The sequence below is a fragment of the Trichocoleus sp. ST-U1 genome, from assembly GCF_039961835.1.
In the GTDB taxonomy this organism is placed as follows: domain Bacteria; phylum Cyanobacteriota; class Cyanobacteriia; order Cyanobacteriales; family FACHB-T130; genus FACHB-T130.
This window is the reverse complement of the sequence record NZ_JAMPJZ010000117.1, coordinates 1-12,911: the sequence shown is the minus strand read 5'-3', so window position 1 is coordinate 12,911 and position 12,911 is coordinate 1. Positions and strand designations below refer to the sequence as shown.

Genomic DNA, 12,911 nt, shown 5'->3' with positions numbered 1-12,911 from the left:
GAACTCAACTTAATTGAAATCTTATGGAAGTTTATGAAATATGAATGGATAGAGATAGAGGCTTATCGGGACTGGAAAAGTTTAGTAAAGTATGTCAAAAATGTGCTAAAAAAGTCGGAACCGAATATGTAATTAATTTTGCTTAAGCACTTAGGTTAAGAATAATTTAATCTTTTGAAGAGTTTATTAATTAAATTCTATATCTATCCATTGAAATATATACATACCTGTCTGAAGGGAGATAAAAAATCAAAACTTGTTGCTTTCATTAGCAAATATAGAAAGATAATTGGTAATTATTTGTAAAAAAACTTATTTTTATCTCTACTTAATAATTAACTGACAAAAACTGAGCAAGTGCTCCATAATTGTGCATCCTCTTTAGGGCTTATGTATTGAATTTATTGAAGTCAGTCGCTAGCCAGATGGAGCCAGCGTAGAGACTTTTAGCATAGATACATAAGAAATACACAAGAAATTTGGAGGAAAAGAAAAGCATGGTTTTATACAAGCTTGAAGATTTCGACACAGACTATCAAGACACTTTTGGCGGTGAAGACGTTAAGGGATTTGACGTCTATTCAGATATCAGCGATGACAAGGTTGGTAGCGTCAAAAATATCTTAGTTGATGAATCGGGGCGTTTCCGCTATTTAGTTGTTGATACAGGCTTCTGGGTTTTCGGTAAGCAAGTATTGCTACCAGTGGGTCGTTCTCGGATCGACTATGATAATCGGCACGTCTACGCTGTTGGGCTTACCAAAGAGCAAGTAGAAAATTTACCGGAATTTGGCGACGAGCTCAAGGTTGATTACGATTACGAGGAGCAGGTGAGAGGAGTTTATCGCAACTCGGCGGTAGAGCCATCTGTGGAAACATCGGCACCGATAAACACAGCAACACCTTTAGATGCATCTGCACCTTTGGGGGCACCTGTTGTGGAACCTAGTTACGCCGCTCCGATGGCAGGTGCTGTACCTGTTGAGGATAATTATGAAGCTTACGATCGCGATCGCTACAATTATCAGCAAGAGCCATCTTTGTACGATATGAACGATCGGGATCATCAAACCCTCAAGTTGTACGAAGAACGGTTGATTGCTAATAAAACCCGCCAGAAAACAGGTGAGGTAGCGGTTGGTAAACACGTTGAAACTGAGACAGCGCGAGTTTCAGTCCCCATTGAAAGGGAGCGAGTGATCGTTGAGCGCGTGACTCCAGCAGATGCGGGAAGAGCTGTTACTCCGGGCGAAGCTGCCTTCCAGGAAGGGGAAGCTGCACGGGTGGAAATCTACGAAGAAACTCCTAACATTCAAAAGGAAGCTTTTGTACGTGAGGAAGTCAGAATCAGAAAAGAAGTAGATCGTGAAACGGTTAATGCTGAAGAACAGCTTCGTCGAGAAGAACTGGATGTGAATAGTAACGATCTGCCCATTCGGGATCAAAACATCCGCACCGATCGCGATCGCATCTAATCGCGTAGAGGCTACACCCTTTTGAATCTGAAATAATGGGTGAAACGCTTCAAGTGTAAATATTAAGGGGTAGGTTTTGTAACCTACCCCTTAATATTTGAGAGCAGCTAATCGATTCAGGTAATGGGTGATTCGTCGGACAATTCCCCATTACCCGTGACATTTATGACAGTTGGTTCAACCAGGGACTGACATCTACAGCTAGCTTTTGACCGAGTAATAGCAACTGACGTAGCTGAGACGAATTGCCGTTAGTTTCTGACTCCAGCAGAGGCACAATTTGGCTGTGGAGACAGCTAAAGTAGAGTTCTTGAGGGCGATGCAAAGATAAGCCGAGGTGTAGCTGATTGCCTACAGAAATCATGCGCTCTAAGCGTTGGATATCTGCTTCTAGAGTGGCTGGGTTAGAGTCGTGCAGAAGCTTCCAGAGCGATCGCAAGATCAACTGCTCTAAAGTTTGCTTGGCATCGGGGATATTCAACTGACAGCGCAGTTGATTCGCTTCTTTCGCGATCGCTTCCAGTTCTGCCAGCTGATTCAAACCTTGCTGGGGTTCGCCGTTTTCTTGCTCCAGTGCCCGTAGAGACATCCGGGCGCGGTTAGAAATTGCCACTTCTGCGGCTACTTGCAACTCTTGCGGAACGGGCAGCTCATCGCGCTGGAACGCCATCAAGATGCCGTAGTTATCCCGGTAAACCTGCGTATAAAGCTGGTCTAGGCGCGTTAAAGTTTTCTGACTGAGCAGCCGCATAATCCGGTGCCGTTCTTCAGCAAATAATTTCTGCAAATTGAATGAATTACCCCCAAATAGTTGGGACATCGCCAGGATCGCGTGAGCAGCACTAGCCTGTTGCAGCGCCGCAAACAGCTTTTCCTTCATCTGGCTATAAGTGCGGCGACCGGCAAACGGTTGAATGCAGCAGTGGAAATCCCAGCCGCCCAAATGAAGAACGGCAAAGACTAAATGAGTGCTTTCCCAAGTAATTTCTGATGTTAGTCGCAGTTGCCCCACCGCTAGACTCAGCGATCCCATGCGTTGCATCTGATAATCCAACTGATGGGCATCGTAACAGTAGACCCGCTGTTGCTGGGGATAGGTGGTGAATAGGGAACTGATGGCATAGTGTGCTGCCACTTGCTCCATCCCGATTTGGGCACTGACTACCAGCTGCCGGTACACTTCAGCACCGTGCTTGAATAAATCAACATTACTGGGAGCTTGGGAGAGGCGTTTGATAAATCCTTTTTCCAACTGCACACCAGAGACATCACCGGCAAGTTCCAATGCTCTAGCGGCGTAGCGGAGAATCTGCGTTCCTTCGGGTCTTGAGAGTTCTTCAAAGAACCAGCCGCAACTGGTGTACATCAGCAGGCTATGGCGTTGTATTTCCAATAGGCGCAGGGCGTCTACCTGTTCTGATGGTGTTAGTTTGCGGGTGCGATGGCGGGCGAGGAAGCGCTCTACATTAGCAGGAGAGCGATCGCGAATTACGTGGATATATTCATCCCGTGTAGCCCAGGGATCGCGGAAGAACTGGCGACCCGTTTCTTCATAAACTTTGCTTAACTGATCCCGCAACCAATCTAGGGCATTCCGCAGGGGACGCCGCCATTTCTGATGCCAAACGCCACCTTCGCCACCGCAACCGCAATCATCCTGCCAGCGATTCACCCCGTGAGCGCAACTCCAAGCCGTGACTGGCTTTAGTTCCACTTCCCAGGTGGGAGGATTGAGACTCAGGTAATGGGCATAGTTGGTGACAGTCCAGCCACGCCTAGGAAACTCGTCCACAAAGGCGAAGGCTAAGGTTTTCTCTGTCCCGCTTTTGTGGTGTCCAAAAGTTTCGCCATCTGTGCCAACAGAGATGAGCTGCGAAGTCCGGCGATCCCCGCGCACGGCTGAACCGATGCGCCCAGCTAGCGTACCCGCCCAGCCCAGCACATCGTTAAATCCCATGTCCCGCGAAATCGGGCCATCGTAGAAAAAGATATCGATGTAAGGGGTATTTGGGGTTTCGTTGGTGGGGAATGAATACTCAGGGCTAAGGGGTGAATCTTGTGTGCTGAGTGTGGGTTTTAGATAACAGCGATAGGGACGGGTAGGATCGATTTGAGAACCGCCCACTTCCAACCACTGAGTCACTGGCTGCTCGTCTGTGGGGATCGGTCGGCAACGTTCAGCTTGAGAAGGTGCTAAAACAATGAATTTAATTCCTTCTGCAACTAATGCTTCTAAGGTTGCATAGTCTACGGCAGTTTCAGCCAGCCACATTCCTTCGGGATCGCGCCCGAACCGGGAGCGGAAGTCTTCTTTACCCCAGCGAATTTGGGTGTACTTATCCCGCTCGTTGGCAAGCGGCATAATGATGTGATTGTAGACTTGCGCGATCGCATTGCCGTGTCCGTTCAGGCGATCGCTACTTTTGCGATCCGCTTCCAGAATTCGCTGATATACCTCCACGTCGTAGCGTTCCAGCCACGACATCAATGTGGGACCAATATTAAAGCTGAAATACTCATAGTTATTCACGATCCCCACGACTTCGCCCCGGTCATTTAGCACTCTGGCAAAGGCATTCGGGCGATAGCATTCATGGTGAATCCGCTCATTCCAATCATGGAACGGAGACGCACTCGGCTGCCGTTCAATCGCATCTAGATAAGGGTTTTCGCGGGGCGGTTGGTAAAAATGACCGTGAACCGTAACATAAACGCCGGTAGCCGTTTGCAGGGGATCGGTTGCTACACTGGTGTTTGCTGTTCCCTCAGCAGAATACTGTGAAGCTGGTCTTTCAGCAGCAGAAGTCATAGGATCGCATCCAAAATTAGTAAAAAATTAGGGTCAATAACTTATCCCGATAGACTGAGCATCCCCGCGTTTACTTGAACGCCAGGGAAACAGCAAGTTAAATCAGTCCATCTGGAGAAGGCGAAGACTCACCACCCAAACATGGTAAAGACTCTTGGGGGCGAAGCCTTCTCTCCTTAAATGGGGGGATCAAAGCAATCGGTTTAACATCCAATTATTTTGCCCGTACCGATGAGCAACTGCCTGTGCCCCATGCCGGTAACGGTCAATGAACAAAATTGAAAAGCCAGGATAGTTACTTGTTACTTACATGATTCAAGCGTAATGCTGCCATGCTTGGAACACTAACTTCATGCAAATGAATAGTAAATTAACTTTGCTTAAGGAATCCTGCATCTAAAGAAATATTCTGTTACATACTCAAAGACTGAAAGAAGCCAGAACACTCAACAAGCGGCTATCCTAGACACGAGCTAAATACGAATAATTTGGATGCTGTCTCTAAACACGCTTTTTTCCATTCTTTTGTTGTTTATCCCTATTTCCATTACGGCCCACTTTCTGGAATGGGGATCGTCAGTCGTCTTCATCACCGCTTGTCTGGGGATCATTCCCCTTGCCGCTTGGATGGGCACCGCTACAGAGGAAATCGCGGTTGTTCTTGGCCCCTCCTTGGGAGGACTGCTGAATGCTACTTTTGGCAACGCCACCGAACTAATTATCTCCCTCGTTGCCCTCAACGCGGGGCTGGTGGATGTCGTCAAAGCGAGTATCACCGGCTCTATTATCAGCAACTTACTCCTGGTCATGGGCTTTTCCATGCTATTGGGGGGCTTGCGCTTCAAAGAGCAGGAATTTCAGCCAATGGTGGCAGGGGTAAATGCCTCGGCAATGAACCTAGCAGTAATTGCAATGCTGTTACCAACCGCGATGGACTATACCTCCACCGGGATTGATGAAGCCATCGTCCAGCAACTTTCGGTCGCCGTTGCCGTAGTATTAATCGGAGTCTATGGGTTGACGCTGCTATTTTCGATGAAGACCCACAGCTATCTCTACGATGCGGGTGTGGCAGAACAGGAGATACTCACTGAGTTAGCTGAGTCAAATCTCGCTCCAGAAGATCCGGAACATAAAGTTAACCTGCCCCTATGGATTGGAGTGCTATTAGGCGCAACGCTACTGGTTGCGGCGGAGTCGGAACTATTGGTTTCCTCCTTGGAAGAAGCCACCTCCCAACTGGGTCTGACGGCGCTGTTTACAGGGGTGATCCTGGTTCCGATTATTGGCAATGCTGCCGAACACGCTACCGCTGTCACCGTAGCGATGAAAAATAAGATGGATCTTTCTATCTCAGTGGCGGTGGGTTCTAGCTTGCAGATTGCCTTATTTGTGGCTCCGGTTCTCGTTCTGACGGGTTGGGCGTTGCACAAACCGATGGATTTGGACTTCAACCCGTTTGAATTGGTAGCAGTGGCGGTGTCGGTACTCATTGCCAATTCGATTAGTTCTGATGGCAAGTCGAACTGGTTAGAAGGCACGCTGCTATTGGCTGCTTATGCAATTTTGGCGTTGGCTTTTTACTTCCACCCAGTCATGGGGGGGATCGGGTAGACACACAAAAGGTAAAAGTTCTTTCTGCGAGCTTTTGAGTTTTCTAATGGCTCCTCTGGCGTCTATCGATTGTTAGAAAAGGCGATCGCTAACCTGAATGGGTGATTCTTTTTTACCTGGCAGGGTGAGGGGGAAGCGTGGCAAAGCAGATTACCTTGGAACTGTAGAAAAGTTTTGATTTGCTTCCAGGTCATCCCTAGAAGTGAATCAAAACCGCGATCGCCCTTTCTCACTAAACGCGATCGTTATCTCTATACAGAAACTCTATACGGAAAATTCCTCAATCAAAAAACCGCTTTCTTAAAGAAGGCGGTTTTCTGATATTTGTGGCACAAACCTTAGGGGTAGTTGCAATCGCCTTTATTGTAGACTCAGAAATTTCTCTAAAGCGGCAACCATGACTGGAGGCCAACGGCGGACATTTTTTACCCAGTTAATATCTTTATAGCGGCGATCGATTCCGACAACGGCAACCCAGTTACTTTCGGCTTCACCCCGATTTCCCTGTTCCCAGAGAGCAGCGGTAAGGGCAGCTCGCATATCAGGAAACTGGGGATATTTACGAACAATATTCTTCATAGTGCGAATCGCTTCTTTTTGTTCGCCCATTTGATAGAGAGCGATCGCATAATTGGCTCTGGCAAACGCAAAATTAGGAGCGAGATCGGCGGCTTTTTTGTAGTCAGCGATCGCGTCCTCCCACTCACCCAATCCTGCTTTGGCATTCCCCCGATTGTTGTAAGCCATTGCATCCTTGGGATCGATTTCCAGTACCCGATTGTAATCAGCGATCGCTTCCAAATATTTTCCCTGTCCTTCTAATGCCGTACCGCGATTCAGATAGGGATCGGTGGCGTTCGGGGCGAGTTCAATAGATTTATTAAAGTCAGCGATCGCCTCTGACAATTTATTCTGGCTTACCTTGGAATTTCCCCGATTGCTCCAAATAGCCGGATTAGCGGGAAATCGCTCAATCAGTTGTGTCCAAAGCCCTTCAGCCGTAACAAAATCACCGGCATTTGTCGCAGTAAATGCTTTAGCCGCTAGTTCGTCTCCTTCCTGCAACTCAGTTTCCGTGTAAGTGGAAGGTTGTTCTTGGGCGATCGCTGGCGGCGCATTCATGAACCCAGTTGAAACAGTAATAAACAGAATGCTCAGTAAAGTCAGAATCCAACGAATCATATTATCTTGGCTTTTAGATTTTGGTAGCATAGGCGCTGCCCAGCAGAAAGTTATCGCGGTTCTCCCTTTGTTGCAATATACACTTCGTCACCTCATCCCCAACTCACCGAAAAGCGGAGGACAGTATTCAACCCCTCCTCGCTTGCGGGGAGGGGCAGGGGTGGGGTTAAACGGTACTGCATCCAAACGAGAATTGCGATAATCCGTAGGCAATGCCCATCCTACTACTGCTGTATTCGTCATTTGTCTTTAGCTTATTATCCTTAGAATAATGACGAATCATATCCTAAGTGCTTTCGGGCTGCGGGAGTGGCAATGCGACCGCGAGGCGTGCGGTGCAAATAGCCAATCTGCAATAAATACGGCTCATAGACATCTTCAATTGTTTGGGCATCTTCCCCAGTCGCGGCGGCGATCGCTTCCAAGCCTACAGGCCCCCCATTAAATTGTTCTATCATGACGGTCAGCATCAACCGATCTGCCCAATCTAAACCCATTGGATCGACACCGAAGACTTCCAAAGCTTCCACTGCAATAGGTTGTGTAATTTCCCCAACTTTTTTTACCTGAGCAAAATCTCGCACCCGTTTTAAAAGGCGATTGGCAATTCGGGGAGTTCCACGGGAACGACGCGCAATTTCTTCAGCACCATCCGGCGTAACCGGGGCTTGGATCACTTCAGCCGTCCGCTGCACAATCAAAATCAGTTCATCCAACTCATAAAAGCGTAACCGTTGAATTAAACCAAAGCGATCGCGCAAGGGTGACGACAGCGAACCTACCCGCGTCGTTGCTCCTACTAGCGTAAATGGCGGTAGCGGCAAGCTGCGAGTTTTCGCACTTTGACCCTTCCCAATCGTAATATCTAACCGAAAATCCTCCATTGCCGGATAAAGCAATTCCTCGGTCATCCGACTCAATCGGTGGATTTCGTCAATAAATATAATATCTCCCGGCTTCAGGCTCATCAGTATCCCCACAATATCGCGGGGACGCTCCAACGCGGGTGCAGAGGTGATTTTACAAGTGGTTCCCATCTCCGTCGCCAAAATCAGCGACATCGTGGTTTTTCCTAAACCCGGCGGGCCATACAGCAGCAAGTGATCCATCGACTCGCCTCTGCCTTTTGCTGCTTGAATCGCAATTTCTAGAACGCCCTTGAGGTCTTTTTGCCCAATATACTCAGCTAGTCGTTGGGGTCGCAGACCTTCTTCTTGCTTCTCGGTTTCGTCCATTGCGACACTTGGCTGCAATAACTCTTCAACCGTTTCTTCTGGCTGAGATTTGCGGCGTCCCGCTGGCTTTCGGCGTTCCTGGGGTTTCCCATTAGGTTCTTGCGGCTGCTGTTTAGAAGAAATTATCGCCATGATTAAAAATTTATTTTAAAAACAATACCAAGACATGAAGACACAGAAGGTCTAGAGTGTATAGGCTTTCATTATCATTACATCGGGGAACCAGAGGATTGTCATGCTTGCAAAAAGAATACTGCCTTGCTTAGATGTGAAAGCGGGGCGAGTTGTCAAAGGGGTTAACTTTGTCAATCTCCAGGATGCTGGCGATCCGGTGGAACTGGCACAAGCTTATAATCAGGCGGGTGCGGATGAGTTGGTGTTTCTGGATATTACTGCCACTCACGAAGACCGGGGCATCATTCTGGATGTGGTATATCGCACCGCTGAGCAGGTATTTATCCCCCTTACCGTGGGCGGGGGAATTCAATCCTTAGAAAATATTAAACAATTGTTAAGGGCTGGCGCAGACAAAGTCAGCATTAACTCGGCGGCGGTACGCGATCCAGAGTTGATCGATCGGGCGAGCGATCGCTTCGGCAACCAGTGCATCGTGGTAGCAATTGATGCACGGAAACGGCAAGATCCCAGCAATCCCGGTTGGGATGTTTACGTGCGGGGGGGGCGGGAAAACACAGGCATCGATGCGATCAATTGGGCGCAAGAAGTCGAGCAGCGCGGCGCGGGCGAACTGCTCGTTACCAGTATGGACGCTGATGGAACCAAAGCTGGCTATGACTTAGAGCTTACGCGCACTATAGCGGAACAAGTACAAATTCCAGTAATTGCCTCCGGTGGTGCTGGTAACACGAGTCACATTTATGACGCCTTAACGGAAGGCAAAGCAGAAGCTGCCCTGCTGGCTTCCCTTCTGCATTACGGAGAACTCACTGTATCAGAAATCAAAAACTATCTCGCAGAGCATCAGGTGCCGGTGCGGCTTTTGTAAAGGCGAAACTTCTTCCTTCTGGAAGAAGCGGCTTTGGCTTTGTAGCATCAATCTGTTCGGTTGTATATATTAGAATAAAGGAAGTGTTACAAAACGTAAATTATGTTAGTTGGTATTTTAATTTTTGATGTGGCTCTGGTGGCGTGGTCGCTGCACCTGATGCAGGAAGCCTTCGACCAACAGGAGTTCTCTTTAATGCTTGCTGGCACCCTGGTGGCGCTATCCGCAGCCGCCATGCTAGTTGTATATTTCCTGATGAACAGCTACATGGGTTATATCAGCCATCTTGCTCAACACCCCTGTTCGTTTTATTAATTTATCGTTGCGGAAATTTTACTTGACGACTTGCGAATTTTTAAGGCATAATCATAAAGCACCGTAAGGGGTTATAGCTCAGTTGGTAGAGCACCTCAATGGCATTGAGGGGGTCAGCGGTTCGAATCCGCTTAGCTCCATAAGAATAAACCTCACCCCCAATCCCTCTCCTGTGACTTTACCCATAAGTTTGCTGGAATGGCAAACTTATGGGTAAAGTCATAAGAAGTCGTGAGCCTCAAAGCGGATCGCGAACATAGTCAGCGGCTTCTTGACCAAGCAGAACAAACACTTGCTCGCACCAGGCAAGAACTAATGGATTATGGCAAGCTGGCGATCGACCGCAAAAATGACGAGCATACACTAGCGGCGATTGCTAAAGTCCAAGATACCCTCAAAGTCTTCAAGCAAAAGCTGAAACTCCGTAAGCTGAACCAGCTTGAAACTCTGGTGACGGAGTGCTTTCTCTACTTGCTGCACAAGTCGAATTTGGTGCATCGTGTCCAAATCGACACCGAAACCTTCAGCCTTTCCCTGTTTGATTACGAAGGGCAGCCCGTACCTAAACATCGGCTGTCCCCTGGTGAAAAGCAGCTACTGGCGATTTCCCTATTGTGGGGATTAGCTCGTGCCTCTGGTCGGCAGTTACCTGTGGCAATAGACACTCCACTGGGTCGGCTCGATTCCTCCCATCGTGCCAATCTGGTCGATCGCTACTTTCCGCAAGCAAGCCACCAAGTGCTTTTGCTCTCGACCGATACTGAGATTGGCAAGACGGAGGTGAAGCGGTTGCGGGAGAATGGGGCGATCGCTCGTGAATACTTTCTTAAGTACGATCGCACTAAGCACCAAACTCAAACGAAGTTCGGTTACTTCAGGTAAAGGCTATGGAACCTCCTGTTGATCGAGTTCGTATTTCTCAGGCTGCCAAGGATCAACTGATCAAACTTAAGCGGTCTACTAAAATTGACCAGTGAAACGTTCTCTGCCGTTGGGCGCTTTGCCGTTCTTTAGCAGAACCGACCCCACCATCTCCTATCCCGATTCCTGTGGATAGCAATGTTGAAATGAATTGGCAGGTATTTGGCGGTAATATGTCTGACGTACTTTTAACAGCACTCAAACAACGTTGTCACAATGATGGTTTACCTATTAACCAAGAGGTTCTTGCAACTCAGTTCCGTTTACATTTACATCAAGAAATTGGTTATCTAGCAGGGGATTCCAACATTAAAAGCGTAGAGAAATTAGTATCCTTAAAAGAGAATACGTCTAGCAAATGAGGTAATTGCTTTTAATCGTTCATGGCTGGCAGCTGTAGCTTTGCGTGCCATACTTCCCTTAATCTCTCATTACGTATTATCTGCTCTAGATCCTCTTTAATCATCTTCCTAACATTGGCATTATCTTGAATTCTGATTGACCACTCAGCTTGCCAAAACTCTTCTGGAACTTGTCCAATAGCTTTCTCAACGACTTGTGTTTCTACACTCTCAGAGGAAAAAATATCTACTAGTCCAAATTCCCAAGCCTTCTGCAATCGATCAATTACAAATTCGTTCAGCGCATTAATATTAACTTTCGTCATAAATTTGTTTTCTTTTCCCCATAAGCTTGAATAATTTTTGCTTATGGACATCCATATAGAACAGAAAAACTCAGTCATTGAGTCTTCATCTTCATCCAGGAACGGAAATACTGACCTAATGTACCTTAATGCTTGTTCTATAGCAGTGAGAGGAACTAATTTCTGACCAACTTTGTTATAAGGCCAATCTAGTAATCCTCTAAATGGACTAATTAGTAAATCGTTAATATCTCTTAACACTGGGGAGGTATCCCCATATCTTACTCCTGCTTTTAACAGTCTACTTTGAAGTGATTCCTCGTCTAAGTTTGCAATGATTGCTTTAACATTGTCTGTTGGTACTCGAACAGCTTTGTTATTAATTACAATGAACTGAAATGCTTGTTCTTCAAGAGAGGCATCTAATAAAGTTACAGCAAGCACAGGTAAATCCTCTCCCTGAAAATCAGATATTCCAAATATACGATGCTGTCCATCCACAATAAATGCAGGACGAAGATGCTCCGGTAAGTTCTGTTCAAATGAAAAACTTAATATTCCCCATGTCAATTGTCCATCGCAGTTATTGTAGGGATCAACTTCGGATAAGCAGTCAGAAACTTCTTTATTCAAAGATGTAAACCTGGCTCCACTCGGTCCAAATGCTAGAAGAACATTATTTGGGATAGTATTCTTAGAATCAGAATTGATGAAGCGAGTAATTGCTTTTACTCGTGACTCTCGGAAAGGACGTTGGGTGCCTTCAGAAAAATCTTGAACCCTTCTTACGCCTGCCCATTCCTTAATATCTTTCGCACGAGCATAGAAAACAAAAAAGGCTGTGGTGTCACTATCGGAACGTTGAATTACGCGACAGCCAAAATAATTTCTGCTTTCCATAGTTTTATAATCTCTTCTATTTTGATTATTCCCTAGCATGTTGACTACAATAAGTATCAACATTTAGGAAATGCCAGCTATCTTCAGTCTCTTGCCTGCAAAATTCTAATTCACCTTCATAGGCTGGTTCTTTGCCACATATTACACAACTGAAGCTATTTTTCATTAAAATCGCTATTCTATATTCCCACTCCAAACTATTGAAGAAATGCACACTGTTTTTGTCGCTGCTTAAGCAGATTTCCTCATAGTGGAAATCTGCCACGTCAATATAATTAGACTTGATCTCGCTGCAACGTTTGCAGGAAACTCTCAGATTAGTATTGTCACTCGCTCCACCTAATGATCTGGGCCAAACGTGCTCGATAATTGCTGAATTGTATAGATTTTCTTGCTCAAAATCCAAAGAGCATCCGCATATATAGCATCTTTGACCAGTATCTCTAGCTCGTCTTATTAAATTACGCTTTGTTGTAGCACTAGGCTCTTTAAATTTCTCTCTTAAACAATCTAGAAGTAAGATGAGCAACTTTTCAGTTTTGTTTCTTGGAATATGCGTGTATTCCTTCAAAAATCTTCTAACTTCCTCAATATACCTTCCACTAGGATACTCAGCAGGATTGAATTTATTACTTAGGTATTCAGTAGTAGTTAAAAGTCGCCTAATTAGATAATTGATACTGCTTTCATAAGCCAACGTCAGTTCGGGTTAAGCAGAAGCAGGCAAAGCCGCATCAATGAGCAGGGAAGGCTTCTTGGGCTGGTGACAGTAGGCAATCAAGCCGCAGACCAAGTTGACGAAGCAATT

At 46.4% G+C, this 12,911-nt stretch carries 10 protein-coding genes, 1 tRNA gene and 3 pseudogenes; 8 read left to right on the top strand and 6 right to left on the bottom strand.

All coding sequences use genetic code 11. The features are described 5' to 3' along the window. Positions 1-146: pseudogene (locus tag NDA06_RS24595) on the top strand (IS630 family transposase); the annotation flags it as partial. 351 nt (positions 147-497) lie between these two features. Beyond that, positions 498-1,475, top strand: a complete 978-nt coding sequence (locus tag NDA06_RS24590; protein ID WP_190410781.1) for a DUF2382 domain-containing protein — start codon at positions 498-500, stop codon at positions 1,473-1,475. A 163-nt stretch (positions 1,476-1,638) separates the two neighbouring features. Here NDA06_RS24590 and NDA06_RS24585 read toward each other — a convergent pair whose 3' ends face one another. Then, the gene (locus tag NDA06_RS24585) at positions 1,639-4,284 is read right to left on the bottom strand and encodes a DUF3536 domain-containing protein (RefSeq protein ID WP_190987192.1); all 2,646 of its coding nucleotides are present in this window, start codon (positions 4,282-4,284) and stop codon (positions 1,639-1,641) included. A gap of 492 nt (positions 4,285-4,776) precedes the next feature. Between NDA06_RS24585 and cax the strand changes: the two genes are divergently transcribed. Continuing rightward, positions 4,777-5,898, top strand: coding sequence for a calcium/proton exchanger (gene cax, locus NDA06_RS24580; protein WP_190410779.1), 1,122 nt, complete (start codon positions 4,777-4,779; stop codon positions 5,896-5,898). Positions 5,899-6,258: 360 nt separating this feature from the next. Here the strand turns inward: cax and NDA06_RS24575 are convergent, their stop codons facing one another. The 3 genes from NDA06_RS24575 to ruvB all read right to left on the bottom strand — a co-directional run bounded on the left by NDA06_RS24575 (position 6,259) and on the right by ruvB (position 8,447). Next, positions 6,259-7,080: a tetratricopeptide repeat protein gene (locus tag NDA06_RS24575; RefSeq protein WP_190525172.1), complete on the bottom strand. Its 822-nt coding sequence runs from the start codon at positions 7,078-7,080 to the stop codon at positions 6,259-6,261. 87 nt (positions 7,081-7,167) lie between these two features. Next, positions 7,168-7,323: a hypothetical protein gene (locus tag NDA06_RS24570; protein WP_190410776.1), complete on the bottom strand. Its 156-nt coding sequence runs from the start codon at positions 7,321-7,323 to the stop codon at positions 7,168-7,170. A 20-nt stretch (positions 7,324-7,343) separates the two neighbouring features. Next, positions 7,344-8,447, bottom strand: coding sequence for a Holliday junction branch migration DNA helicase RuvB (gene ruvB / locus NDA06_RS24565; RefSeq protein WP_190987178.1), 1,104 nt, complete (start codon positions 8,445-8,447; stop codon positions 7,344-7,346). A 103-nt stretch (positions 8,448-8,550) separates the two neighbouring features. On the opposite strand from ruvB, the gene hisF reads away from it, so the two are divergent. The 5 genes and pseudogenes from hisF (at position 8,551) to dndE (ending at position 10,919) form a co-directional block, all read left to right on the top strand. Further along, a complete protein-coding gene (gene hisF, locus NDA06_RS24560; RefSeq protein WP_190410774.1) occupies positions 8,551-9,321 on the top strand; it encodes an imidazole glycerol phosphate synthase subunit HisF in 771 nt (256 codons plus the stop codon). Between the two features lie 102 nt (positions 9,322-9,423). Beyond that, on the top strand, positions 9,424-9,636 hold the full coding sequence (locus tag NDA06_RS24555) for a hypothetical protein (protein ID WP_190410773.1): 213 nt from the start codon (positions 9,424-9,426) through the stop codon (positions 9,634-9,636). A gap of 67 nt (positions 9,637-9,703) precedes the next feature. Beyond that, positions 9,704-9,776, top strand: a tRNA-Ala gene (locus NDA06_RS24550). Between the two features lie 97 nt (positions 9,777-9,873). Next, positions 9,874-10,518, top strand: a pseudogene (dndD, locus tag NDA06_RS24545) (DNA sulfur modification protein DndD); the annotation flags it as partial. 5 nt (positions 10,519-10,523) lie between these two features. Next, a pseudogene (gene dndE, locus NDA06_RS24540) lies at positions 10,524-10,919 on the top strand (DNA sulfur modification protein DndE). An 11-nt stretch (positions 10,920-10,930) separates the two neighbouring features. Here dndE and NDA06_RS24535 read toward each other — a convergent pair. Both NDA06_RS24535 and NDA06_RS24530 read right to left on the bottom strand, forming a co-directional pair. Further along, complete coding sequence (locus NDA06_RS24535) at positions 10,931-12,166, bottom strand: DGQHR domain-containing protein (protein ID WP_190410771.1); 1,236 nt, start codon at positions 12,164-12,166, stop codon at positions 10,931-10,933. After that, positions 12,129-12,800 (bottom strand): HNH endonuclease, encoded by a 672-nt coding sequence (locus NDA06_RS24530; protein WP_190987177.1) that lies wholly within the window; start codon positions 12,798-12,800, stop codon positions 12,129-12,131. The genes NDA06_RS24535 and NDA06_RS24530 overlap by 38 nt, the downstream gene beginning before the upstream one ends. Between the last annotated feature and the right edge of the window lie 111 nt (positions 12,801-12,911).

Excerpts from the sequence above, each read along its gene's own strand:
- NDA06_RS24590 (WP_190410781.1), top strand. The coding sequence starts at position 498 with ATGGTTTTATACAAGCTTGAAGATTTCGACACAGACTATCAAGACACT.
- NDA06_RS24585 (WP_190987192.1), bottom strand. The coding sequence starts at position 4,284 with ATGACTTCTGCTGCTGAAAGACCAGCTTCACAGTATTCTGCTGAGGGA.
- cax (WP_190410779.1), top strand. The coding sequence starts at position 4,777 with ATGCTGTCTCTAAACACGCTTTTTTCCATTCTTTTGTTGTTTATCCCT.
- NDA06_RS24575 (WP_190525172.1), bottom strand. The coding sequence starts at position 7,080 with ATGATTCGTTGGATTCTGACTTTACTGAGCATTCTGTTTATTACTGTT.
- NDA06_RS24570 (WP_190410776.1), bottom strand. The coding sequence starts at position 7,323 with ATGACGAATACAGCAGTAGTAGGATGGGCATTGCCTACGGATTATCGC.
- ruvB (WP_190987178.1), bottom strand. The coding sequence starts at position 8,447 with ATGGCGATAATTTCTTCTAAACAGCAGCCGCAAGAACCTAATGGGAAA.
- hisF (WP_190410774.1), top strand. The coding sequence starts at position 8,551 with ATGCTTGCAAAAAGAATACTGCCTTGCTTAGATGTGAAAGCGGGGCGA.
- NDA06_RS24555 (WP_190410773.1), top strand. The coding sequence starts at position 9,424 with ATGTTAGTTGGTATTTTAATTTTTGATGTGGCTCTGGTGGCGTGGTCG.
- NDA06_RS24535 (WP_190410771.1), bottom strand. The coding sequence starts at position 12,166 with ATGTTGATACTTATTGTAGTCAACATGCTAGGGAATAATCAAAATAGA.